This window comes from Corynebacterium sp. HMSC27B11, from assembly GCF_001815985.1.
Lineage (GTDB): Bacteria > Actinomycetota > Actinomycetes > Mycobacteriales > Mycobacteriaceae > Corynebacterium.
In genome coordinates this window covers 12,309-35,218 of the sequence record NZ_KV823534.1, presented here as the reverse complement: position 1 = coordinate 35,218, position 22,910 = coordinate 12,309, and the positions used below count along the sequence as shown (strand labels likewise).

Sequence of the window (22,910 nt, the reverse complement as noted above, 5' to 3'; positions counted from 1 at the left end):
GACCTGGGATGTTCGATTATTGGCGCGCTCGGCGGAAAGGGTGTCTGCACCGCTGCCTAGAATGACCGGCATGGCAACAAAGCGGAGCTCGAAAACCAGCTACGAATGCACCGAGTGCGGCTACGTCCTATCCAAGTGGATGGGGCGCTGCCCCAGCTGTGGCGAGTGGGGCACGCTCGAGGAACGCCGCCCCGCCGCCGCGAGTACCGCCGGGTCCCGCTCCGGCTCCCGGCACCTCGCCGGGGCCACCAGCGATGCCCTGCCTGTCACGGAGATCGACCCGCAGATCGCCAACCACATCCCCACCGGCTCGGCGGAGCTGGACCGGGTGTTGGGCGGTGGCATCGTCCCCGGTTCTGCGGTGCTGCTCGCGGGCGAACCGGGCGTGGGCAAGTCCACACTGCTGCTGGAGGTCTCCGCGAACTGGGCCAAGGCCAACCGCTCGGTGCTGATCATCACCGCCGAGGAGTCCGTCGGCCAGGTACGCCACCGCGCGGAGCGCACCAACGCGCTCTCCGAGAAGCTCTACATCGCCGCCGAGCACGACCTGGAGCAGGCGCTGCACCACGTGGATACGGTCAAACCCGAGCTGATCATCGTGGACTCCCTGCAAACCATGAACGCCAGCGGCGTGGAGGGCGTGCCGGGCGGGGTGACCCAAACCCGGGCCGTGACGTCCACCCTGACCACCCTGGCGAAGCAGTCCGGCACCCCGGTGCTGGCGGTGGGGCACGTGACGAAGGACGGCAACGTCGCAGGGCCGCGCACCATCGAGCACCTCGTGGACGTCGTCCTGCACTTCGAGGGCGACCAGCACTCCTCCCTGCGCTTCCTCCGCGGCATCAAGAACCGCTTCGGCCCCACCGAGGAGGTCGGCTGCTTCGAGCAGACAGCGGAAGGAATCAAGGAGGTGACGGACCCCTCGGGGCTGTTCTTGAATCATCGCACCGAGTCCGTGACCGGCACCGCTGTCACCGTGAAGATGGATGGCCGCCGGGCGCTCGTCGGGGAGATCCAAACACTCGCGGTGGAGACCGAGCAGGGCAATCCGAAGCGCTTCGTCACCGGCATCGAATCGGGCCGGGTGTCCATGATGCTCGCGGTGCTCGCCCAACGCTGCGGGATGCAGCTGGGGCGCCGGGAGGTCTACGCCGCGACTGTGGGTGGGATGCGGATCAGCGAGCCGGCCGCGGACCTCGCGCTAGGTCTGGCGCTGGCCTCCACGGCCCAGGACGAGCCACTCCCCCTCGGCCTGTGCGCGATGGGAGAGGTGGGCCTGGGCGGCGAGGTGCGGCGCATCCCGGAGATCAACCAGCGGCTCTCCGAGGCTGCGCGGCTGGGGATGAAGCACGCGATCATCCCGGCGGGCACCAGCCCGAGCGTGCCGAAGGGTTTGGAGGTGCACCAGGTCAAGAACATCGGCCAGGCGCTGGGTGTGGTGCGGCGGCTGCGCGAGAGCTAGCTGCGGGGCGCCCGCCGCGGGGCTAGTTGTGTGAGGCGCCGGGGCTAATGCCCCGGGTGGCCCAGGCACGGGGCTAGCCGCTAGCTCATGTTGAACGTCGCAGGCTGGGAGACGTTATCCCCCAGGTGCGCGTAGAGCAGGTAGCTGCCCGGGCCCACCGGCTGGCGGGCATCGCACTGATTCGGGGCGGAGGTGGTCCGGGACCAGGAGCCCATCTTGTAGTTCTGGCTCTCCCCCGCCTCGATCGTCACTTCCCCGGTGATGGAGGGCTCGTTGCAGTCCAGGTCGCCCCACACGCGGTGGTAGTCATCCATCGCGAAGACCTCGAAGAGCAGCTTGGCCTCGTCCACATCGATCACGCAATCCGCCTTCGTTGGGTTCGCGATCTTCGCGTAGAAGGTCGGCTCCTCGCCAGGGTCGAAGGTGGACTTACCCGGCACCGCGGTCACGCGCAGATCCGCGAGCTCACAGCTGGTCTTCTCCGCGGCCGGGTCCTTCGGCTCGGCGTCCTTCTTCTTGTCCTCGGACTTCTTCGCGGCCTGCTTTTCGGATTCGGCCTTCTTGTCTTTCGCGTCCGGCTTCTTTTCTTTTCCGGACGTCGGCGCAGCACTGCTGCTCTGCGCGGTATCCGCCGCGGGCGTGCTGGCGTCCTCCTGGGAGCCGCCGAGGGAACTGAGCAGCCACCAAAGCAGGAGAATCACTACGACAACCGCAGCGATCGCGGCGATACGTCGGCGACGGTAGACCTCAGGCGGCAGCGGTGGCTGGGCATCACGAGGTGGGCGCTGGCCCCGTTCGGGGTCGCGGCGCCGGAAGCTGTCTCCTGTGTTCCCTGGTCCTGCGTTCACAGCCCCAGATTTTAGTTGGCTTACCTCGACTAATGGCGCTTAGACACACCCCACACGCCGGGTGGGGTGGCAGCAGCGAGAACCGGCCGGAGCGTCGGGCGGCGCAGCAGTTCCGAGCTGCCCCGAGCAGCCTAGAGCTGGTCCTCGTCCAGGCCGAAGGAGATCAGCGGCTCGGCTAGACCGTCCTCCAGGCGGTAGCGCAGACCCACAACCGCGCAGCGGCCCTGCTCCACCTGCTGCTGAATCTCAGGGGATCGGTCCATGATGTGGCGAGTGATCTCCACGACGTGCTGCTTCTCGAAGTCCTGGGAGCCCTCCCGGCCCTCGCGGCGGGCGGCCAGCAGGGATGGGGTGACCTTCTCCACCAGCACGCGCTGGAAGCCGTTCGGCAGCTGGCCGGTGTTCAGCGCGGTCTGCGCCGCGGCCACCGCGCCGCAGGCCTCGTGGCCCAGCACCAGCACCAGCGGCACGCCCAGCCCATCCACGGCGAACTCCAGGGAAGCCAGCACCGAGAGGTCTGTGATCTCCCCGGCGGTGCGGATCACGAAGACATCCCCCAGGCCCTGGTCGAAGACGATCTCCACCGGCACGCGGGAGTCAGAGCAGGCCAGGACCACCGCATGCGGGCGCTGCCCTGCGGTGAGGACGTGGCGGCGGTTGACGTCCTGATTCGGGTGGGCAACATCCTCGATCATGAAGCGGCGGTTGCCATCGCGCATCGCAGCCCAGGCCTGCGCCGGGGTCATGGTCTGCTGCTGTGCGGTGGGCTCCTGCGACTCTGTGTTGGCCTGCTGGCCGGGTACAGTATTCGAAGGGCTTTCAGGGCTGCGGGAGTCAGTCATGGCTTCAATCTTGCTCTTAAAGCTTTCCCAGGACAATTTTGTAGGACAATCCGGCAGGTGGGGCCCACCCACTGCCTTCGAACAACCGCTGTAATCCACTCTCCGATGCGCTTTCACCAGGCACCCCGCCCACACCCCGCGGGACACATCGCAGGGCAAGGTTCACCCCGACACCCCGGGGAGGTGGCCGCATGACACTCCCAACCGCAGAGGGTCAGCAGGAAACCACCTTCGACCTTGCCCTCATCAGCGCACTGAACCACTGGTTCGCACGCAACGCGCGCGACCTGCCCTGGCGCCACATCGGCACCAGCCCGTGGGCCATCCTGGTGAGCGAAGTGATGTCGCAGCAGACCCCCGTCACCCGCGTCGCCCCGCGGTGGCAGGCCTGGCTGCAGCGCTGGCCCACCCCGGCCGCGCTCGCAACCGCTGCCACCGCGGACGTCATCCGCGAATGGGGAAACCTGGGCTATCCGCGCCGCGCCCTGCGGCTGCAGGAATGCGCCCAGGCCTGCGTGGACCGCTTCGGCGGGGAACTCCCCAGCAGCGTCGCAGAACTGGAGAGCCTGCCCGGCGTGGGCAGCTACACCGCCCGCGCGGTGGCCGCCTACGCCTTCGAGCAGGCCGTTCCCGTGGTGGACACCAACGTCCGCCGCGTGTGCCACCGGGCAGCCCACGGCAACTTCCTGCAGGGACCGGCGCGCAGCCGCGACCTGGCGGACGTCGCCGACATGATGCCTTGGGTGGACCACGACCCCACCCTGGACCGGCGCGGCTACCGCAACGCGGGGCACGACCGGCGTCACCGGGATGCAGCGCTGCTCATGACCGCCTCCCTGATGGAGCTGGGCAGCCTGATCTGCCAGGCCCGCACCCCGCAGTGCGAGCTCTGCCCCATCGCCGCGCGCTGCGCGTGGGTGGCGGCAGGCAAGCCCGAGCCGTCGGAAGAGGAAAAATCCGCCGCCGCCCGGCGCGTCCAGAAGTTCGAAGGCACGGACCGCCAGGTTCGGGGCCTCGTCCTCAAAACCCTGAGAGAATCTGCGACCACCCACGTCGCAGTCGATGAGATCGATCAACTGTGGCCCGATCGGGTTCAGCTTTCGCGAGCGGTGGATTCCCTCGTGGCTGACCGGCTGATCGAGCGCACCCACGCCGGGATTACCCTTCCCGACTAGTTGATTCTTACTGGGGCACCCTAACCTCTACTTAAATACGTTTATTCTGATCCGCCACTGGTTCAGTCTCGAGCGGCACCACCGCCACAACCGGCCGCGCTTGCTCACGCCACCCCACCCGGGGGGTGTGGTTGAACCTGGTCCTAGGCCGCCACCGCGCGGATCGTCGTTGTAGAAAGGCCCTCATTTCATGAGTTCCGGAACCTCCACTCAGTCCGCGGCTGGCCGTGGCACGGCGAAACCCGCCGCCTCGATCTTCGCCGTCGGGCTGATGCTGTTTTCGATGTTCTTCGGCGCCGGCAACCTGATCTTCCCACCCATGCTGGGGATCGAGTCCGGCGAGAACTTCACCCCCGCCATCATCGGCTTCATCCTCACCGGCGTGCTGCTGCCGACCATCACGATCATCGCGGTGGCCATCTCTGGCGCCGGGGTGCGCCAGCTGGCGTCGCGCGCGGGCGCGGTGTTCGGCCTGGTGTTTTCCATCGCCGCCTACCTGTCCATCGGCTCCTTCTACGCCATGCCGCGCGCCGCCGCGATCGGCTACGAGCTGGGCCTCGAGTCCACCTTCGGTCTCTCCGGCCAAATGTGGCGCCTGGTGACCACCGCGATCTTCTTCGCGGTGGCTTTCGCGATCGTCCTGTTCCCCGGCAAGGTCGCCGACACCCTGGGCAAATACCTGACGCCGCTGCTGCTCGCCCTGATCGCCATCCTCGCGGTGCTGGGTTTCATGAAGCTCAACGGCGAACCGGCCGCCGCGACCGGCGAGTACGCCAACAGCCCGCTGACCGCGGGCATCCTGGAAGGCTACTTCACGATGGACTCCATCGCGGCGATGGCCTTCGCGATCATCGTGGTGAGCTCCTTCAACTCCCACGGCGTCAAGGAGCGCAAGACGGTCGTCAAGTACTCCTCGATCTCCGCGGTGCTGGCTGGTTTCTTCCTGCTGATCGTGTACCTCGCCCTGGGCGTGATGGGCACGAAGATGCCGGATAAGGGGCAGTATTCGGACGGTGCAGCGGTGCTGTCGCAGGCGTCGAAGCTCTCCCTGGGAACGGCCGGTGACATGGTCTTCTCCGGCGTGGTTCTGCTCGCCTGCTTGACGACGGCGGTTGGCCTGATCGCGGCGTCGGCGTCCTTCTTCCACGAGCTGGTTCCCGCGATCAGCTACCGCTGGTGGTCCGTGGTCTTCACCCTGATTGGCTTCACGGTGGCCAACCTCGGCCTGGAGAAAATCCTGAGCTTCTCCGGCCCGATCATCGGCCTGATCTACCCGCCGGCAATCGCGCTGATCGCGGTGACCTTCACGCAGCTGGCGGTGCGTGGCCGCCCGATTCCGCTGACCTACCGCGCTGCCGTGGCAGTCGCCCTGGTGTTCTCCATCATCGACCTGCTGAGCGACCTGCTGGGCGAGGCGATGGACGGCATCACCGGTGCCCTGAGTGTGATTCCGCTGTACCCGGAGGGCCTGGGCTGGGTGCTGCCCACGATCGTCGTTGGCGCTATTGCGCTGGTGGTGGACCTGAGCCGGAAGGACTCGGGCCACGAGGCTGACGCGCTGGCTGTTGCCGAAGCGGAATAGTAATTTTCCCGACGCAATAGTGTTCCTGCCGATAGGATCTAGCTGTTAACTGCCAGCCACGATCCTTCCAAGGAGCACGCATGTTCAGCCTTCGCTCGGACAACTCCCGACGCACCAGCCGCGCGGCGAGCCTCACCGCCGCCGCTGCCATCACCGCCGTCGCGCTGCCACTTTCTGTGGCCGGCGCGGCGGCGTCCCCGCTTTATGGCTCCGTCGAGGGCGCGTGGCGGGGCTCGTCGGAGATGGGTTCCGGGGCCGCGCTCGGCAGCTCCATGCCGAACTACGATCCGGATAACTTCTACAGCTCCCTGCCGGAGTACGTGGAGGGCAAGCCCGGCCAGGTGCTGAAGACCGGCCCAAGCAAGCTCGCGCTGGGGCTGCCGTTCGTAGACCTGACGAACAGCAAGGCCACCCGGGTGGCCTACGTGTCCACCGACTCGAATGGCAAGACCATCCCGGTCACCGGCACCATCTACGAGTCCTCGAAGCCATGGCGGGGTAAGGGGCCGCGCCCGCTGATGCTGATCGCCCCCGGCACCCAGGGCTCCTCCAACGCCTGTGCGCCGGGCAAGCTCGCGCCGTGGGGGCTGGAGTACGAGGCGCTGCCCGCCCTGCAGGCACTGATGCGCGGCTGGGATGTCGCGCTGACCGACCTGCCGGGCCTGGGGACCCGCGCGCAGCACACCTACATGAACCGCGTGGCCCAGGGGAACGCGACGCTGGATATCGGCCGCGCCGCGAAAAACATGGGCATCCGTGGGGTCAGCGACAAGACCCCGGTGGCAACCTGGGGCTACTCCCAGGGCGGTGGGGCAAGTGCTTCTGCCCTGGAGCTGGCGGATTCCTACGCCCCGGAGCTGAACCTCGTCGCGGGCTACGCGGGCGGCATCCCCGCGAACCTGGGCGTGGTGGCCGGTGCCATCGATAACGGCGCCCTGGCCGCGGCCCTCGGCTATGCCATCAACGGCCTGCTGTACTCCGATCCGGAGCTGCGCGAGCCGATCTACTCGAAGCTCAACGACAAGGGTCGGAAGCTGCTGGAGCAGACGAAGGACGAGTGTGTGCCGGAGTCCCTGCTCCGCCACGCATATAAGGACACCCGCACCCTCACCAAGGATGGTTCCTCCCTGACGCAGCTGATGCAGGAGGAGCCGATCGCCAGCGCGGTGCAGAAGCAGCTGATCGGCACGCTATCCCCGTCCGTCCCGGTGTACATCGGGCAGGGCAAGAACGACGACACGATCCCGGCCTCCCAGGCCCGCGACCTGGCCCGCAGCTGGCTGGGCAAGGGGGCGAAGGTGTACTACCGGGAGCAAGACGTGCCGAGCGTGGCGCCGCTGGTGGATCACGTGATCCCGATGATGGCGAACCTCTCCCCCGCGGTGCTGTGGCTGGAGAAGGTCATTAATGGCCAGCCTTATGAGCTGTCCACCGCAGACCAGATCCCGCGCTAGAAGCAACCTGCTGGGTCGCTCAGCCCGACCCCGCACCACCTCGGGACTGTCTCGACGCTGCCGCTGCCCGCCCCGGCACTGTATCGGCGTTGCCTCTACGCTGCTCAGGCACTGCGTCGGCGTATGTCCCCACGCATAGCAAGAGCCGCGGCCACCCGTTACTGGGTGTGCCGCGGCTCGTTAACTTTGGCCGGTTTTCCGGCTATGCCGTCCCGGGGAGGGGCTTAGTCCTCGGACTGTTCCTCGGAGCCGGTGCTTTCGCCAGCATCCTCGCCGGTAGCGCCCTCCTCGGGCACGTCGCCGGCTGCCGCGGAGGCGACCGAGGCCTTGGCCTCATCGGCCGGGCTCTGATGCGCCTCGCCACCGTCGACCTCGAAGTCAGCGGCGTCGAACTCCGGCAGCGGCTTCGGCTTGGAGCCGAAGACGAACTTCGCGTCCTTGCCGGCGGACTCGCCGTCCCAGTTCTCCACGTCCACGGTGACGATCTCGCCTGCACCGAACTCGCCGAAGAGGATCTTCTCGGAGAGCTCGTCCTCGATCTCGCGCTGGATCGTGCGACGCAGCGGACGAGCACCCAGGACCGGGTCGAAGCCACGCTTGGCGAGGAGGTTCTTGGCCTTCTCGCTGACCTCGATGCCCATGTCCTTGTCCTCCAGGGCGCGGCGGACGCGGCCCATGAGCAGGTCCACCATCTGGACGATCTGCTCGCGGGTGAGCTGGTGGAAGACCACGATGTCGTCGATACGGTTCAGGAACTCCGGGCGGAAGTGCTTCTTCAGCTCGTCATCCACCTTGGACTTCATCCGCTCGTACTGCGCGGCCTCGTCCTGCTCGCCGGCGTTGGAGAAGCCCATGCCCACGGCCTTGGAGATATCCCTGGTACCCAGGTTCGAGGTGAAGATCAGCACCGTGTTCTTGAAGTCCACGATGCGGCCCTGGCCATCGGTCAGGCGACCTTCCTCCAGCACCTGGAGCAGCGTGTTGTAGATGTCCTTATCGGCCTTCTCGATCTCGTCGAAGAGGACGACGGAGAACGGCTTGCGGCGGACCTTCTCGGTCAGCTGGCCGCCCTCGTCGTAGCCGACGTATCCCGGAGGGGCACCGAAGAGGCGGGAGGCGGTGAACTTGTCGTGGAACTCACCCATGTCCACCTGAATCAGGGCATCGTCGTCGCCGAAGAGGAACTCGGCGAGTGCCTTGGACAGCTCCGTCTTACCCACACCGGACGGACCGGCGAAGATGAAGGAGCCGGACGGGCGGTTCGGGTCCTTCAGGCCGGCACGGGTGCGGCGGATCGCGCGGGAGACGGCCTTGACGGCATCGTCCTGGCCGATGATGCGCTTGTGCAGCTCGCCTTCCATGTCCAGCAGTCGGGAGGATTCCTCCTCCGTCAGCTTGAACACCGGGATGCCGGTCCAGTTGGCCAACACCTCTGCGATCTGCTCCTCGTCGACCTCGGCGACCTCATCGAGCTCGCCGGCGCGCCAGGCCTTTTCCTTCTCGGCGCGCTCCTCGGTCAGGGTGCGCTCGTCGTCGCGCAGCGCCGCTGCCTTCTCGAAGTCCTGCTCATCGATCGCGGCCTCCTTCTTGCGGCGGACCTCAGCGATCTTGTCGTCGACTTCCTGGACGGACTTCGGCGCGGTGAGGCGCTTGATGCGCATGCGCGCGCCTGCCTCGTCGAGCAGGTCAACAGCCTTATCCGGCAGGAAGCGGTCGTTGATGTAGCGGTCGGCCAGGGTGGCTGCGGAACGCAGGGCGCCGTCGGTGATGGACACGCGGTGGTGGGCTTCGTAGCGGTCGCGCAGACCCTTCAGGATCTCGATGGTGTCCGCGACGGATGGCTCCGGCACCTGCACCGGCTGGAAGCGGCGCTCCAGGGCGGCGTCCTTCTCGATGTGCTTGCGGTACTCCTCCAGGGTGGTGGCACCGATGGTCTGCAGCTCGCCGCGGGCCAGCTTCGGCTTCAGGATGGAGGCGGCGTCGATCGCGCCCTCTGCGGCACCGGCACCGACGAGGGTGTGGATCTCGTCGATGAACAGGATGATGTCGCCGCGCTGGTTGATCTCCTTGAGCACCTTCTTCAGGCGCTCCTCAAAGTCACCGCGGTAGCGGGAGCCCGCGACCAGAGAGCCCAGGTCCAGGGAGTAGACCTGCTTATCGCGCAGGGTCTCCGGGACCTTGCCGTTGACGATGTCCAGGGCCAGCCCCTCGACGACGGCAGTCTTACCCACACCCGGCTCACCGATGAGCACCGGGTTGTTCTTGGTGCGGCGGGAGAGCACCTGCATGATGCGCTCGATCTCGCCGGCGCGGCCGACGACGGGGTCCAGCTTGCCGTCCTTGGCAGCCTGGGTGAGGTTGCGGCCAAACTGATCCAGGACCAGGGAGTTGGACTTCTGGCCCGCCTTGGCTCCGCCCTGGCCGGACGGGGCGACACCGGCGACAGCCGGCTGGTCCGGGGCCTCCTCGTGCTCGCCACCGCCCTCGTAGCCGGAGAGCAGCTGGATAACCTGCTGGCGAACGCGGGACAGGTCAGCACCCAGCTTCACCAGCACCTGGGCGGCTACGCCCTCGCCCTCACGGATGAGGCCGAGCAAAATGTGCTCGGTGCCGATGTACTTGTGGCCGAGCTGCAGTGCCTCGCGCAGGGCCAGCTCCAGCACCTTCTTGGCGCGCGGAGTAAACGGGATATAACCGCTCGGCGGGTTGCCGCCGGAGCCGATGATCTCCTTGACCTCGGTACGCACCGCGTCGAGGGAAATCCCCATGGACTCGAGCGCCTTGGCGGCCACCCCTTCACCCTCTTGGATCAGCCCCAGGAGGATGTGCTCGGTACCGATGTAATTGTGATTCAGCGCTCGCGCTTCCTCTTGTGCCAAGACGACAACGCGTCGTGCCCGGTCGGTAAACCTTTCGAACATTTATCTCCCTTTTCGCTCGTGCGCTTTGATGCCCCACCATAACCGGGCAAGCGCCTTCCTTAAATCGCATTTCGCACAACACCGGGAGCCCCGAAGACTATTCCAGCTGCCACATGCACCCCTCGCCCAATAAAAGACCAGTTCACGCTGCTTTTCCGACGCCAATAATCCTCAGTTTTCAGCCTGTACGCCCCTAGCGAACACCCGCCAAAACTAGCCGCTTCCATCACTCAGCGAAGCCTCATCGGCGCCGATATCAGCAAAGCTAAACGTGATCCACATCACTTAGATAGGGTGACCAACATAGCTATTAGGTTGGCAAAGCTACCCACCTATCGCTGCAGAACCAGGCGCGGGGGAACGCCCGTGCAGACACATCCGATTCGACAGGGGTAATCGCAATGACCGACACGTTCTCACCCGCAGGCCCGGCAGGCATCAAGGAAAAGCTCAGCCACACACTCGGTTCGGCGGGCACGCTCGCGCTCGGCACTCTCCCCCTGATGCGTTCCGGCGTGCTGGGCTCGATGACGCCCGTCGCCGCCGCGAAGGCTCTGGGTTCCATGTACCAGTGGGAGTTCCAGCCCGCCTCCCTGCTGGCCATTGGCGCCGCCCGCGACCCGTTCCACACCGCGATCATCGACGACCGCGGCTCCATGACCTACCAGGAGCTGCACAACCAGGTGAACCAGCTCGCGAAGGCACTGTTCCGCATCGGCATCCGGGAGCGCGACCGCATCGGCGTGCTGACCCGCAACCACCGCGGCTTCATCATGGCGCTGTGCGCCCACGGCCGCCTGGGCACCGACCTGGTCCTGTTCAACACCGGGGCTTCGGCCGAACAGACCCGCGCGGTCGCTCGCGAGAACAAGCTGGACGTCCTGTTCATCGACGAGGAGTTCATCCCGCTGCTGCCGAAGGGTTTCGACGACTGCCCCGTCATCGTCGCCCACGAGTTTGGCGACACCATCGGGCTCACCCGCGAGGCTGAGGAGGCACTGCCCGCGGACTCGAATATCCGCGACGCCCTGGAGATGGAGGACCACGCGACCCGCAGCGAGGACTGGCCGTCGCTGAGCCTGGTGCTGCGCACCACCCCGGCCGAGCAGACCATCCCGTCCCGACCCCGCCGCGGCCGCACCATCATCCTGACCTCCGGAACCACCGGCACCCCGCGCGGCACCCGCCGCCCAGAGCCGCCAAGCTACCTGCCGGCGTCCTCGATCATGAGTCGGATCCCGCTGAAGGCACGCCGCCCGTTCTACCTGGCAGCCCCGATGTTCCACACCTGGGGTTTTGCGAATATCCAGCTGGCGCTCGCGCTGCGCTCGACGATGGTGATGCAGCGCAAGTTCCGCCCGGAGGATGCGGTGCAGCTCATCGAGGCCAACCGCCCCTATGCGATCGCCATCGTGCCGACGATGCTGCGTCGCCTGCTGGAGGCCGTGCCAGAGGGCATGGACCCGGGCACCAAGGTCATCGCCGCCTCCGGCGAGCCGATCCCGCCACAGATCGTGGAGAAGACCTTCAAGAAGTTCGGGCCCGCGCTCTACAACCTCTACGGCTCCACCGAGGTCAGCTGGGCCACGATCGCCAACCCAGACGACCTGCAGCGCCACCCGAACACCGCGGGCAAGCCGCCGATGGCCACGGTGGTCAAGGTCCTGGACGAGGACTTCCGCGAGTGCCCGGACGGCGAGGTCGGCCGCATCTTCGTCGCCAACAACATGATGTTCGAGGGCTACACCCGCCCGGGCAAGGACAAGGAGACCCACGAGGGAATGATCGCCACCGGCGACCTGGGGTACTGGGAGGACGGCCTGCTGTTCGTCTCCGGCCGCTCGGATGACATGGTCGTCTCCGGTGGAGAGAACGTCTACCCCACCGATACCGAGCACATCATCGGCACCCTGCCGGAGATCCTCGAGGTCTGCGTCCAGGGCGTTCCGGACGACGAGTTCGGCCAGGCGCTGTGCGCGTGGATCGTCACGAAGGAGGAGCTGAGCGCGGCCGATAAGCAGAAGCTGCAGGAGGAGATCAAAGCGACAGTCTCCAAGCAGCTGGCCCGCTTCTCCGTGCCGCGCCACTTCGTGTACGTGGACTCCCTGCCCCGCAACGCGGTGGGCAAGGTCGTGCGCCGCGAGCTGCCACGGCCAAAGTCCGCAGCCGCTGCTTAAGCCGGCGGGCTGAGGGCCTCTCAGGCGCGCCCCGGCCGCACCTCGGCCACCAGCACAGCACAGCGCCCCGGGTGTTTCTCCACCCGGGGCGCTGTTGTGTGCTTAGACTTCTCGGCTCTTAGAAGATCCAGCCGATCAGCAGGACGCCCACCGCACCGATCAGCGCGGCAGCCGGAATCGTGATGACCCACGCCAGGGCGATCGGCTTCATCAGACGCCAGTTCGCGGCACGGTTGACGATGCCCACGCCCAGCACCGCACCGATCAGGATGTGCGTGGAGGACACCGGCAGGCCGGAGATGGACGCCGCCATCACCACACCCGCGGCGGCGAGCTCAGCAGCAAAACCGGAGGCGGGGTGGATGTGGGTCAGCCCCGTGCCAACCGTCTCGATCACCTTGCGGCCGATGAACCACAGACCGGAGATCAGAGCCACACCGGCGGCAAGCATCAGCGCCATCGGCACCGGAGCGGTCGCGTTGATGGAGTCGGTCTTCAGCACGTCGAAGATCGCAGCAAAGGGACCCACCGCATTCGCGATGTCATTGGAACCATGAGAGAAGGCGAAGGCGGAGGCGGTGAAGACCTGCATCCAGCTGAACATCACGAAGGTTGCACGGTCCACGGTGTAGCGGCGCAGCCCGGTGGTGAAGGAACGCAGGGTGAGGAACACCGCGATACCCACGATCGCGACGATCCCGAAGACCATGGCGCTGGTCATGTTCGGCAGGATGTTGCTCAGGCTCTTCAGCAGGAGCATGCCGGTGATGATCATTGCGCCAAGGGCAGCCAGCGACGGGCCCCAGGTCTCCAGGGCGCGGTGAGCCTCGATCTCCCGCTCGTCCTTCTCGATGACGACGAGCTCGCGGTAGTAGTCGGATTCCAGGTTCTGCGGCTCGGCGCGCCCGGTGATGTAGACGGAGGCGTCGCGGGCGATGGTCTGGGTATAAGCCGCGCGCTGCACCTCATTGAGGCGGGAGAAGAGGTCCTTGTGGCGCTTCCTGTGCTCACTGCGGCGCTCCTGCATCTCGCGCATCTTGTGCTCGACCTCATCGTTGTAGCGCAGCACGTGGCGCTTGATGAAGGAGTACAGGAGAAGGGCGACCACGCCACCCAGCACTGGGGAAAGCACCCAGCTCATCGCGATCTCGCCGATCTTGCCCCACTGGACCATCTCCAGGCCGCCGGTGCCCGTGGCAACGCCCTGGGCCACCGCGGCGCCGACGATGCCGCCGATGATCGAGTGGGTGGTGGAGACCGGCCAGCCCTTGCGGGTCGCGATCAGCAGCCATAGTGCCGCGCCGAGGAGGGCGGCCATCATGATGTAAGCGAAGTGCTGCGGGTCGAGGTTCACGCCGTCCAGGTCGACGATGCCGGAGCGGACGGTATCCGTGACGTCACCGCCGGCGATCAGCGCACCACCGACCTCGAAGATGGCGGCGATGAGCAGCGCCTGCTTGATGGTCAGTGTCTTCGCACCGACCGAGGTGCCGAAGGAGTTCGCGACGTCGTTACCGCCGATGTTGAACGCCATGAACATGCCGAAGATGATCGTGACGATCAGGATCCCGATGTTCGCGGACTCCGGCATGAGATCCACGGACCACCAGGTCAGTGCGAGAACCGCGAGGAGCAGCAACCCGCCGAAGATGGTGTGCCACCAGAAGTCGTTTTCTTGTCCTGCTGCGCTCCCGTTAATGGGGGCTTTGGTCTCCGGTTGAGACATTCAGTGCTGACCTAACTCGTAAATCAAACAGTTGCGAATGAGACATATCAGGGGGCTCCCAGCGTTGTCAGAGAGATCCCAGGCAGTACACATTTTGCCTTGCTCCGGGACTTTTCTAAAGCCCATATTTTCCGCCGGGGGGTTGGCACCAGCCCCGGCACAGAAATAACCCCGCTACCAGCGGTTATTCTCGCCGGGAACGGGGTTATTCAGGAGTCGCGGAAAGCTGAAGTTCCGCTTACTTCAGCTCAGCGGAGCTCAGGCCCAGCTCGCGGCGGGCGACGATGAGCTGCTGAATCTGCTGGGTGCCCTCGAAGATGTCGAGGATCTTGGAGTCGCGGGACCACTTCTCCAGCAGGTCGCGCTCGGAGTAGCCGTAGGCACCGGCGAGCTCCACGGCGCGCAGGGTCAGGTCGGTCGCCATGCGGCCGGCCTTCGCCTTACAGATGGAGGCCTCCTTGGAGTTCGGGTTCTTGTTATCTGCCATCCATGCTGCGCGCATGGTCAGCAGGTAGGCAGCCTCCCAGTCGGACTCGAGGCGGATGTACTCGGACGCGGCGGCGGACTGGTTCCAGGCCGGTGCGTCGTAGTCGATCTTCACGCCAGCGTCGGTGAGGACCTCGCGCAGGCGCTCCAGGGAGGCGCGTGCAACACCGACGGCCATCGCTGCGACCAGCGGGCGGGTGTTGTCGAAGGTGGCCATCACGCCACCGAAGCCCTTCTTGGTATCCACCTCGGGGGAGCCAAGGAGGTTGTCCTTCGGGATGCGCACGTTGTCGAGGATGAAGTGCGCGGTATCGGAGGAGCGGATGCCCAGCTTGTGCTCGAGGCGGACCAGCTCGAAGCCCGGGGTGTCGCGCGGAACGACGAAGGACTTGATGGCTGCGCGGCCTGCGGACTTGTCCACGGAGGCCCAGACGACCACGTGGGTGCAACGCTCACCGGCGGTGACGAAGATCTTCTCGCCGTTCAGGACGTACTCGTCGCCGTCCAGCTTCGCGGTCGCGGCGACGGCCGCGGAGTCGGAGCCGAACTGCGGCTCGGTGATGGCCATGGCGGCCCAGATCTTGCCGAAACGCTCGAGCTGCTCGTCGGTAGCGACGGCGGCGACGGCAGCGTTGCCCAGGCCCTGGTACGGGATGGACAGGGTCAGGCCGACGTCGCCCCAGCAGGTCTCCATGACGTTCAGGGCGGCGGCCATGTTGCCACCGTTCTTCACGCCGGTGTCTTGCTTCTTGTCGCCGCGGCTGCTGGTGGCGCCGGCCATGGCCACGCCGCCGTCAGCGGCGCCCTCGACGAGGGCTGCCATGGTGTCGAGCTCGACCGGGCGCCCGTGCTCCTTGAGGTCGTACTTGCGGGAGATGGGGCGGAAAATCTGTGCGGCCGCCTGGTGTGCCTGGTTGGCGCCCGCCTTCAGACGCTTGGGAAGTTCCAGATTAAGCATGATCTTTTTCCTCTGCTCTCGGGACTGTGTTGTGCGTAGATGCCAATGTCGTTGTTATGGCGGGTTAGATGACGACGACGCCCTCGGCAACGCCGATTGCGCGCATGTCGCGGTACCAGCGCTCAACCGGGTGCTCCTTGGTGTAGCCGTGGCCACCCAGCAGCTGGACGCCGTCCAGGCCCATGACCATGCCCTTGTCGGAGGCGTAGCGGCGGGCAAGGCCGGCTTCGCGGTGGTAGGACAGGCCCTGGTCGAGGCGGGATGCGCCGCGCAGCATGATCAGGCGCAGGCCGTCGAGCTCGATGCGGAGGTTGGCGACCATGAAGGCCACTGCCTGGCGGTGGGAGATCGGCTCGCCGAAGGCCTCACGCTCGTTGACGTACTTCTTGGTGTACTCGAGGATGGCCTCGCCGGTACCGGAGGCCAGTGCGGCCCAACCCAGGCGGGAGCGGCGGATAATCTCCGCGTACTGCTCGGTGCGGTCGGTGTCGGAGAGGTTCGCGCCACCCAGGAGGTTGGCGGCCGGGACGCGGACGTCCTTGAGGATCACGCGGCCCAGGGCTGCGGCGCGCAGGCCCATGGACGGGTCGGACTCGACCTCGAGGCCCTCGGCGCCGGACTCGACGATGACGAAGGTGTTCACACCGTCCAGCTCGACAGCGATGACGAAGAGCTCGCACTCTGCGGCGTTCGGGACCATGGTCTTCACACCGTTGAGGACGACCTCGTCGCCCTCCAGCTTCGCGGTGGTCTGCAGCTCGAAGGCGTCGAACATCGGGCGGGCCTCGGAGACCACGACGGCTGCCGGTGGGACGGACTCGCCGGAGAAGGACGGCAGGTAAGTCTTCTGCTGGGCGTCGTCGCCGTAGTTGGTGATGGTGTTGGCCACGCCTGCCGGGGCGAGGATGGAGACGGCCAGGCCCATGTCGCCGAAGCCGAGAGCCTCGGCGATGAGGGCGTTGGTGCTGGCGCCGGATGCGCTGGCGATGCCCTCAAACTCCTCCGGGAGGTTCACGAGAGCGATGCCGAGCTCAGCGGCGGTGTCGAGCAGCCCCTCGGTCGGCTTGGACTCGTCGTTGGCCTCCGCAGCAGCCGGACGCAGGCGCTCGATGGCGAACTCGCGCACCGCGTCGAGGATCATCTGCTGATCCTCGGTCGGGTTCAGGTCGAACGGCGCCTTGCCCGGCTCGAACTGCTGGACGTCGCCCTCGTTCTGCTTCGGGAGGCGGACCGGGTCGCCGGAGCCCTTGATGCGCTTGAACTGGCGGTTCATCGCGCCGGCGGTACGGATGCCGCCCTTGGCGGTCTCGTAGGCAGCGCGGTCGACGGCCTTGTTGAGGTTGTACTTTTCTGCGAAGTCGGAACCAGTGAAACGAGACAGCGCCCGCATAACGACACCAATGGCGTCACGCTTGACGTTGTTCAGCCCCGGGGTGGAGTCGTTGAGCTTCTTGGAGTCGCTCATTGTCTGGTAGCCACCTTTCAGTAGAGGTGCCCTACGCATCGCTCGTTGCGATCCGCCGAGCATCACCATGTGCGGATAATGATCTTATTAATCATAACTTGGCAACATGGCGCAGATCACAATTTCCGCGGAATGCCATAAAGAAAGCCACACACCATGGGCGGTGTGTGGCTTTATGCAACCGAGAGGAAGATTACTTCTCTGGCTTCACCAACGGGAAGAGCACGGTCTCGCGGATGCCGAGGCCCGTGAAGGCCATCAGCAGGCGGTCCAGACCCATGCCGGTACCAGCGGTTGGCGGCATGCCCTGCTCCATTGCCTGCAGGAAGTCCTCATCGAGAACCATGGCCTCCTCGTCACCGCCTGCGGCTAGGCGAGCCTGGTCCTCGAAGCGCTCGCGCTGAATGACCGGGTCAACGAGCTCGGAGTAGCCGGTGGCCAGCTCGAAGCCGCGCAGGTAGAGGTCCCACTTCTCGGTCACGCCGCGCTCGGTGCGGTGCTGGCGGACCAGCGGGGAGGTCTCGACCGGGTAGTTGTAGACGAAGACCGGGCCCCACAGCTGGTCCTCGCACAGGAACTCCCAGATCTCCTCGACGAGCTTGCCGTGGCCCCAGCCGCCGTCCTTGGGGACCTCGAGGCCGATGACCTTCGCCAGCGCCTTGAGCTCCTCGACGGTGGAGTCGACGGTAACCTCCGGCTGGTCCGGGAACTTCTCGGCCAGCGCCTTATTCAGGGACGGGTAGACCTCGATGACCGGCCACTCGCCGCCGAGGTCGTACTCGGTGCCGTCGTGCATGGTCAGCTTGGTGGTGCCGAAGACCTCCTCGGCGACCTCCTGGATGACCTCGCGGGTCATCGTCGCCGCGGTGTTGTAGTCCCCGTATGCCTGGTAGGTCTCCAGCATCGCGAACTCCGGGCTGTGGGAGCGGTCGATGCCCTCGTTGCGGAAGTTGCGGTTGATCTCGAAGACGCGGTCCAGACCGCCGACGACGGCGCGCTTGAGGTACAGCTCCGGCGCGATGCGCAGGTAGAGGTCGATATCAAGCGCATTCGAGTGGGTCACGAACGGGCGAGCCGCGGCACCGCCGTGCAGGGTCTGCAGCATCGGGGTCTCGAGCTCGTTGAACCCGCGGCGCTCCAGGGCGTGACGCAGGGCGCGCATCACCTTGATGCGGGTCATGGCGTTCTTGCGGGCTTCCTCACGCATGATCAGGTCAGTGTAGCGGTGACGCACTCGGGCGTCCTCGCTCATCTCCTTGTGCGCGACCGGCAGCGGGCGCAGCGCCTTGGCAGCCATGATCCACTCCTGGGCCATGACGGAGAGCTCGCCGCGGCGGGAGGAGATCACGCGCCCCTTGGCGAAGACGATATCGCCCAGGTCGACCTCCGCCTTCCAGCGGTCCAGCGACTCCGCGCCGATCTCTGCCTGGGAGAGCATGACCTGTAGCTGGGTGCCGTCGCCGTCCTGCAGGGTGGCGAAGGCCAGCTTGCCGGTGTTGCGGACGAACATCACGCGGCCAGCCACGCCGACGACGCTGTCCGTTTCCTCACCGACGCCCAGGAGGGTCGCCCCCTCCGGAAGGGCGGCGAGCTTCTCCGCTGCCTCCGGGTCATCCTCCTTGGGCTTGACCGCCCACTGCTGACGAACCTCCGCCAGCGTGTGAGTCCTGGGAACTTCTACTGGATAAGCCTGACGGCCTTCGTCAAGGATGCGCTCGCGCTTCTCGCGGCGCACGCGCATCTGCTCGGGAATTTCATCATTGCTGGTGGATGGATTCTTTGTAGTCACCCCACCAGACTACTGCATCGCCCGGACGCCACCGAGAGCGCGTCCGGGGTTCTTAAGCCTCCGGGTGGCGCGGGTCCTTCAGGCCGCTGCCGGCCGGGGCGTGAGCTGGGTCCTCTCCCAGCTCAACCTGCTTATTGCTCTCATCGACGAAGATCACCCGCGGGTGGTAATCCGCCAGCTCGGCATTGTCGAAGATGCCGTAGCCGATGATGATCACCAGGTCGCCGGGGCTGATCAGGCGGGCGGCCGCGCCGTTGATACCGATGACCCCGCTGCCCCGCTCGCCGGTGATGGCATACGTGGTCAGCCGGTTGCCATTATCGATATCGACGATGTCGATCTGCTCGCCCTCGAGGATGTCGGCGGCGTCCATCAGGTCTGCGTCGATGGTGCAGGAACCCACGTAGTGCAGGTCGGCCTGGGTGACCGTCGCGCGGTGGATCTTTGACTTCAGCATGGTGCGGAACAAGAGATGAACCTAACTTTTCTAGCTCTGGGGTGCGGCATCGGGAGCGGCAGGGGCGGCAGCGTCGGGGCCTCCTGCGCCCTGCTCGGGGTCCAAGTTCTTGAACCCTACACCAATCGGCACGCCAACATTATCGATCAGCCGGGTGCTGCCCACGCGCGCGGCGACCAGCAGCCGGGCGTCCCCGGTTTCCGGGGCCTCGCCGAGATCGGTGCCACGAAGAGCAAGATAGTCCACCTCGACGCCCTCGGCGTCGTCGAGAATGGCACGGGCGGTGGACAGCACCGCTTCCGCGCCGTCCTCGGCGACGAAGGAACCGGCCGTCAGTGCCGCGGAGAGGGTGAGGGCGAGCTCGCGCTCCTCGTCGGAGAGGTAGACGTTGCGGCTGGACAGCGCCAGTCCGCCGCCCTCGCGGACGATCGGAACGCCGTGGACGCGCAGCTCCATGTTGAGGTCGTTGACCATCTGCTGGACCAGGACGAGCTGCTGGTAGTCCTTCTCACCGAAGAAGGCGTGGTCGCAGTGGGAGATCTGGAAGAGCTTGTTGACCACCGTGAGCATGCCCGCGAAGTGGGTCGGGCGGTGCTCGCCCTCCAGGATCGCGCCGGCCGGGCCGGGGTGGATCGTGGTGCGGGGGCCGTTGGGGTACATCTCCCGGGCAGAGGGTGCGAAGACGGCGTCCACGCCCGCGGCCTTGAGCTTTTCGACGTCGGAGTCGAGAGTGCGGGGGTAGGCGTCCAGGTCCTCGCCCTCCGCGAACTGCAGCGGGTTGACGAAGATGCTGACCGCGACGAAGGCGCCCGGCATTGCCTTTGCTGCCTTGACCAGGGAAAGGTGGCCTTCGTGGAGCGCGCCCATCGTGGGCACGAGGCACACCGGCTTGCCGGCCTTGCGCATGGCGCGGGTGACCTGGCTGAACTCGTCGATGGTGGTCATCAGAGTGGCCTCGCCGCGGCGGAAGGGCTGGGGGCTTGCCTGCGGGTCGGCCTGGGGGCTGGGCTGATTCTTGGTCATGCGCCTTAGGTTAGTCCACCCGGCAGACCGTGTTCGCTGCGGTAGGCCATGAGCACCCGCTCGACTTCCGGGGAGCCTGCTGCCTGGGCGGTGCGCTCGGCCATCGGCAAGTAGCGCAGGTGGAGGTTGTGGGAGTGCGGGTCGGCGGACTCCTCGGAGAGCTGGCGCAGTGCCTCGAGGTGCGCGAGGACGGCGGGGGCGTCGTCGCGGGAGGCAGGGCCAGTCAGGGCGCCCAGGTGCTCGCGCAGGGTGGCATCCGCTCCGGCTCGGACGATGGAGTTGAGCAGCAGCCGGGCCTCGCTCGACTCCCCCTCCCCCTCGATGGCGGCCGGGTCGTTCGGCTTATCGAGCACCGCGTTGAGCATGGAGTGGGCATCCGAGATGAGGGTGACCAGGTGATTCGCGGCGTGGGCCATGGCCGCGTGATAAGCCGGGCGGCGGTCCTCCGCGATGTGGACGGCCACGCCGCCGAGGGACTGGACGAGCAGTTCGCCGACTGCCTGACCGACCTCGGAGTCGGTGGTGACACCCCAGCCGCAGCCCAGCAGGTTGTCGGTGTCCTGCGGGGTGCCGACGAAGCCCATCGCGGGGTGCAGGGCCAGCGGGAGCGCGCCCTCGTCGGTGATGGGCTGGAGCACCTGGCAGCCGTTACGCCCGGAGGTGTGCATGACCATCTGGCCGTCGCGGACGGTGTGGGCCACCTCGGCGGCCACCTCCGGCAACACCGGGTCTGGAACGGCGAGCACCACCAGCTGGGCCATCGCGGCCTCGGCCAGCGAAACGATGGGGATGCCCGGGACGCGCTGGGCTGCCCGTGCCCGGGAGCGCTCGGAGTGGGCGTGGATGCCGTGGACGTGGTGCCCGGCCCGGGTGAAAGCCTCGGCGAGGGCGAGCCCGACGGCGCCGGCAGAAATAATCCCCACGCTCAGGCGTGGGGGTTGGCGATCAATCATGCTGAATCTTTGGGTCGCGGTGCGAGATCTTTAGGTCGCGGTTCGAGCTACTTCTTGTCGTTCTGCTGGAAGCGCTTCATGAGCTCTGCGACCGTCAGGCCCTCGGAGTTCTCATCCGCGCGGCGACGGCCGGCGCGGTACTCGTGGGCGCCACGCTTCTCATCGGCAGCTGGCTTGGCGGCCTGCTCGCGCTGCTGCTCAGCCTGCGGCGCAGCCTGCTTCTGTGCCGATTCGCTGGCCTGCTCGGCAGCGGCCTGGCTCGGCTCGTAGGCGCGGAACGCCGGCTCGGTGCGCGGGGCGGGCTGGGCTGCGCGCTCCTGCTGGGGAGCCTGCGCGGCCTCGCGCTGCTCGTGCTGGCCACGGCCCGCTGCCTTCGGCTCTGCGGCCTCGGATCCGCGGTTGGCTGCAGCCTGCGCGCCGGAGGCACCCGACTGGGTGCTGGACTGCGCGCTGCTGGAGGAGCTGGAGTCCACGACGATCGGGATCTGCGTGGTCTCCTCGGTGTTGTCCCCGGTCCACTTCACGGCGGCGAAGCTGCCGGTGGAGAAGGCAGAGGCGCGGCGGTCGGAGCTCGGCTCGCTGTGGTGGCCGAGCGTCGGGGAACCCGCGGAGGAGGCGGCGCGGGCGGACGCACCCGGCTGGCTGCTGCGCGCCGCGCTCTTCTTGGCCTGCTCAGCCTGCGGCTGCTTCTGCCCAGCTTGCCCGGACGTGCCGGTCTGGTAGCGGCGGTCGGTCGGCTGCGCTCCGCCCCGGTTCAGCTCGATGATGCGTTCGGCGCGGGCGTGCACGGCGGTCTGCTCGTCGTCCAGCTCCTCGCCGGACATCTCCGCGAGCTGCGCCCGCAGGGAGATCAGCTCGTGACGTAGCTGCTCCAGGTGCTCATCGCGCTGGTTGCGCAGCTGGCGAGTGTAGTTCTCCTTCAGCGCCGCCTCGCGCTGCTGGTGGCCCGCGACCTCGCGCTCCATCTCCGCACGGTGAGCACGCTCCAGGGTGTTCACGCGCTTCTGCTCGGCGCGCAGCGCGCTGGAGTACTTGGAGACCAGCACGATGCCCAGGAACGCGGCCCACAGCGCGGCGATGACCGCGATCTTCAGCCACAGGTCGGAATCCAGGAACAGCATCAGGATGCTGGCGATCAGCGCCAGCACCACGAGCAGCACCATCAGTACGCGCGGCCCGCTGTTCTGCCCGTCCGTCTGCTCGGCGCCGCCCGCAGCGGCGTTCTGGCTCCAGTTCTCCCGATTGCTCATGCTGGTCACCTTACCTGTTGACGCTGTTATTCACCGGGCACCCCGCCATCTTCCGGTGGTGTGAGGCAGTTCTGTTCCAGCCATTTGCCCGCCACCGCGGCCAGCGCCCCGCCGAGCATCCCGACAATCGCGCCCGGGGTGTCCTCCTGCGCGACGACGAGGTGTCCGGCGTTGAAGACCAGGAAGAGGACCATCCCGCCGTAGGCTCCGGCAAAGATCGCGCCGATCCACGCGACGGCCTGGCCGAGCACGCCACTGAACGCGACCGTCATGGGGTTGACCTGGCTGCGGTCCAGGCCGATGGCGTTATCCTGCAGCTTCTTGCGCATGATGAAGCCCTGC

The 22,910-nt window shown here is 66.7% G+C and carries 17 protein-coding genes; 5 read left to right on the top strand and 12 right to left on the bottom strand.

Annotation, left to right across the window (positions count from 1 at the left end; translation table 11 throughout):
• Positions 1 to 61: 61 nt before the first annotated feature.
• Positions 62 to 1,462: a DNA repair protein RadA gene (gene radA / locus HMPREF3097_RS00445; RefSeq protein WP_070760051.1), complete on the top strand. Its 1,401-nt coding sequence runs from the start codon at positions 62 to 64 to the stop codon at positions 1,460 to 1,462.
• Positions 1,463 to 1,542: 80 nt separating this feature from the next.
• On the opposite strand, the gene HMPREF3097_RS00440 is transcribed toward radA, so the two are convergent.
• Together HMPREF3097_RS00440 and HMPREF3097_RS00435 are read right to left on the bottom strand one after the other, a co-directional pair.
• Entirely contained in the window at positions 1,543 to 2,310 is a 768-nt protein-coding gene (locus HMPREF3097_RS00440) for a hypothetical protein (protein ID WP_070760049.1), read from the bottom strand.
• 131 nt (positions 2,311 to 2,441) lie between these two features.
• Positions 2,442 to 3,056, bottom strand: a complete 615-nt coding sequence (locus HMPREF3097_RS00435) for a carbonic anhydrase (RefSeq protein ID WP_173362366.1) — start codon at positions 3,054 to 3,056, stop codon at positions 2,442 to 2,444.
• A gap of 287 nt (positions 3,057 to 3,343) precedes the next feature.
• On the opposite strand from HMPREF3097_RS00435, the gene HMPREF3097_RS00430 reads away from it, so the two are divergent.
• The 3 genes from HMPREF3097_RS00430 to HMPREF3097_RS00420 all read left to right on the top strand — a co-directional run bounded on the left by HMPREF3097_RS00430 (position 3,344) and on the right by HMPREF3097_RS00420 (position 7,363).
• Positions 3,344 to 4,327, top strand: coding sequence for an HhH-GPD family protein (locus tag HMPREF3097_RS00430; RefSeq protein WP_070760047.1), 984 nt, complete (start codon positions 3,344 to 3,346; stop codon positions 4,325 to 4,327).
• A gap of 190 nt (positions 4,328 to 4,517) precedes the next feature.
• On the top strand, positions 4,518 to 5,909 hold the full coding sequence (gene brnQ / locus HMPREF3097_RS00425; protein ID WP_070760045.1) for a branched-chain amino acid transport system II carrier protein: 1,392 nt from the start codon (positions 4,518 to 4,520) through the stop codon (positions 5,907 to 5,909).
• Positions 5,910 to 5,989: 80 nt separating this feature from the next.
• Complete coding sequence (locus HMPREF3097_RS00420) at positions 5,990 to 7,363, top strand: lipase family protein (RefSeq protein WP_070760043.1); 1,374 nt, start codon at positions 5,990 to 5,992, stop codon at positions 7,361 to 7,363.
• A gap of 224 nt (positions 7,364 to 7,587) precedes the next feature.
• Here the strand turns inward: HMPREF3097_RS00420 and HMPREF3097_RS00415 are convergent, their stop codons facing one another.
• Entirely contained in the window at positions 7,588 to 10,284 is a 2,697-nt protein-coding gene (locus tag HMPREF3097_RS00415; RefSeq protein WP_070760041.1) for an ATP-dependent Clp protease ATP-binding subunit, read from the bottom strand.
• Between the two features lie 401 nt (positions 10,285 to 10,685).
• On the opposite strand from HMPREF3097_RS00415, the gene HMPREF3097_RS00410 reads away from it, so the two are divergent.
• Positions 10,686 to 12,461, top strand: coding sequence for an AMP-binding protein (locus HMPREF3097_RS00410; protein ID WP_070760040.1), 1,776 nt, complete (start codon positions 10,686 to 10,688; stop codon positions 12,459 to 12,461).
• Positions 12,462 to 12,579: 118 nt separating this feature from the next.
• Here HMPREF3097_RS00410 and HMPREF3097_RS00405 read toward each other — a convergent pair whose 3' ends face one another.
• The 9 genes from HMPREF3097_RS00405 to HMPREF3097_RS09820 form a co-directional block, all read right to left on the bottom strand.
• Positions 12,580 to 14,187 carry an inorganic phosphate transporter gene (locus HMPREF3097_RS00405; RefSeq protein ID WP_070760037.1) on the bottom strand — a complete coding sequence of 536 codons (1,608 nt, stop codon included), beginning with the start codon at positions 14,185 to 14,187 and terminating at the stop codon, positions 12,580 to 12,582.
• A 238-nt stretch (positions 14,188 to 14,425) separates the two neighbouring features.
• Complete coding sequence (locus HMPREF3097_RS00400) at positions 14,426 to 15,631, bottom strand: acyl-CoA dehydrogenase family protein (RefSeq protein WP_070760036.1); 1,206 nt, start codon at positions 15,629 to 15,631, stop codon at positions 14,426 to 14,428.
• A 64-nt stretch (positions 15,632 to 15,695) separates the two neighbouring features.
• On the bottom strand, positions 15,696 to 17,096 hold the full coding sequence (locus tag HMPREF3097_RS00395; RefSeq protein ID WP_070760034.1) for an acyl-CoA dehydrogenase family protein: 1,401 nt from the start codon (positions 17,094 to 17,096) through the stop codon (positions 15,696 to 15,698).
• Positions 17,097 to 17,289: 193 nt separating this feature from the next.
• Positions 17,290 to 18,837: a lysine--tRNA ligase gene (gene lysS / locus HMPREF3097_RS00390; RefSeq protein ID WP_070760032.1), complete on the bottom strand. Its 1,548-nt coding sequence runs from the start codon at positions 18,835 to 18,837 to the stop codon at positions 17,290 to 17,292.
• Between the two features lie 100 nt (positions 18,838 to 18,937).
• Positions 18,938 to 19,354, bottom strand: coding sequence for an aspartate 1-decarboxylase (gene panD / locus HMPREF3097_RS00385; protein WP_070760030.1), 417 nt, complete (start codon positions 19,352 to 19,354; stop codon positions 18,938 to 18,940).
• A gap of 18 nt (positions 19,355 to 19,372) precedes the next feature.
• Positions 19,373 to 20,365: a pantoate--beta-alanine ligase gene (gene panC / locus HMPREF3097_RS00380; RefSeq protein ID WP_070760029.1), complete on the bottom strand. Its 993-nt coding sequence runs from the start codon at positions 20,363 to 20,365 to the stop codon at positions 19,373 to 19,375.
• Positions 20,366 to 20,370: 5 nt separating this feature from the next.
• On the bottom strand, positions 20,371 to 21,318 hold the full coding sequence (locus tag HMPREF3097_RS00375; protein ID WP_070760028.1) for a DUF2520 domain-containing protein: 948 nt from the start codon (positions 21,316 to 21,318) through the stop codon (positions 20,371 to 20,373).
• Between the two features lie 47 nt (positions 21,319 to 21,365).
• Positions 21,366 to 22,568 carry a DUF6779 domain-containing protein gene (locus HMPREF3097_RS00370; protein WP_070760025.1) on the bottom strand — a complete coding sequence of 401 codons (1,203 nt, stop codon included), beginning with the start codon at positions 22,566 to 22,568 and terminating at the stop codon, positions 21,366 to 21,368.
• 26 nt (positions 22,569 to 22,594) lie between these two features.
• Positions 22,595 to 22,910: DUF3180 domain-containing protein (locus tag HMPREF3097_RS09820; RefSeq protein WP_246821137.1), on the bottom strand; the 316-nt coding region annotated here is incomplete at its 5' end.

Excerpts from the sequence above, each read along its gene's own strand:
- radA (WP_070760051.1), top strand. The coding sequence starts at position 62 with ATGACCGGCATGGCAACAAAGCGGAGCTCGAAAACCAGCTACGAATGC.
- HMPREF3097_RS00435 (WP_173362366.1), bottom strand. The coding sequence starts at position 3,056 with ATGACCCCGGCGCAGGCCTGGGCTGCGATGCGCGATGGCAACCGCCGC.
- HMPREF3097_RS00430 (WP_070760047.1), top strand. The coding sequence starts at position 3,344 with ATGACACTCCCAACCGCAGAGGGTCAGCAGGAAACCACCTTCGACCTT.
- brnQ (WP_070760045.1), top strand. The coding sequence starts at position 4,518 with ATGAGTTCCGGAACCTCCACTCAGTCCGCGGCTGGCCGTGGCACGGCG.
- HMPREF3097_RS00420 (WP_070760043.1), top strand. The coding sequence starts at position 5,990 with ATGTTCAGCCTTCGCTCGGACAACTCCCGACGCACCAGCCGCGCGGCG.
- HMPREF3097_RS00415 (WP_070760041.1), bottom strand. The coding sequence starts at position 10,284 with ATGTTCGAAAGGTTTACCGACCGGGCACGACGCGTTGTCGTCTTGGCA.
- HMPREF3097_RS00410 (WP_070760040.1), top strand. The coding sequence starts at position 10,686 with ATGACCGACACGTTCTCACCCGCAGGCCCGGCAGGCATCAAGGAAAAG.
- HMPREF3097_RS00405 (WP_070760037.1), bottom strand. The coding sequence starts at position 14,187 with ATGTCTCAACCGGAGACCAAAGCCCCCATTAACGGGAGCGCAGCAGGA.
- HMPREF3097_RS00400 (WP_070760036.1), bottom strand. The coding sequence starts at position 15,631 with ATGCTTAATCTGGAACTTCCCAAGCGTCTGAAGGCGGGCGCCAACCAG.
- HMPREF3097_RS00395 (WP_070760034.1), bottom strand. The coding sequence starts at position 17,096 with ATGAGCGACTCCAAGAAGCTCAACGACTCCACCCCGGGGCTGAACAAC.
- lysS (WP_070760032.1), bottom strand. The coding sequence starts at position 18,837 with ATGCGCGTGCGCCGCGAGAAGCGCGAGCGCATCCTTGACGAAGGCCGT.
- panC (WP_070760029.1), bottom strand. The coding sequence starts at position 20,365 with ATGACCAAGAATCAGCCCAGCCCCCAGGCCGACCCGCAGGCAAGCCCC.
- HMPREF3097_RS00375 (WP_070760028.1), bottom strand. The coding sequence starts at position 21,318 with ATGATTGATCGCCAACCCCCACGCCTGAGCGTGGGGATTATTTCTGCC.
- HMPREF3097_RS00370 (WP_070760025.1), bottom strand. The coding sequence starts at position 22,568 with ATGAGCAATCGGGAGAACTGGAGCCAGAACGCCGCTGCGGGCGGCGCC.